The sequence below is a fragment of the Kosakonia sp. H7A genome (assembly GCF_003028445.1).
In the GTDB taxonomy this organism is placed as follows: domain Bacteria; phylum Pseudomonadota; class Gammaproteobacteria; order Enterobacterales; family Enterobacteriaceae; genus Kosakonia; species Kosakonia radicincitans.
On sequence record NZ_PYTZ01000123.1, the window covers coordinates 1 to 447 of the forward strand.

Consider the following 447-nt stretch of genomic DNA (forward strand, 5'->3'; position numbering starts at 1 on the left):
CCAGCGTGCCGTGTCGGTGCGGTGCTGGTCGGGGGTGTGCGCCTTTTCCTGGTCGCTGGCGGGGCCTTCGGGTTTGCGGTCCGTGTTCATGGCCGTGCTCGCTTGGGATCGAGCGGCCAGCATCACCGCAGGGCCGCTAGCAGCGCGTGCAGCGCGGGTGAGGGGCGTGTCTGCCCAGGTAAGAGCGTCCAGCGCCGCGCAGGATCGCGCTTGAGCTGCTTGATGTACTGCACCCGGCGCAGCCGCAGCGCCGACCAGTCCGCGTCGATGGCGACCATCCGTACCGGTTCCAGGCCGAGCTCGCCGGCCCGGTCCCAGCCGCTGTCGCGATTGAACTCGCAGCGATAGCGGCGCGAGGTCTGCTTCGGGTAGGCGATCCACAGTACCGCATCGCCCGGGCAATGGTTCGCCAGCGCCTGCAGGCGCGCGTCCAGTTCGTCCTGGGTG

General features: G+C 70.0%; 1 protein-coding gene. It reads right to left on the minus strand.

The window, feature by feature from the left end; all coding sequences use genetic code 11:
* Nucleotides 1–122: 122 nt before the first annotated feature.
* Nucleotides 123–447: hypothetical protein (locus tag CWM66_RS28530; RefSeq protein WP_199200099.1), on the minus strand; the 325-nt coding region annotated here is incomplete at its 5' end.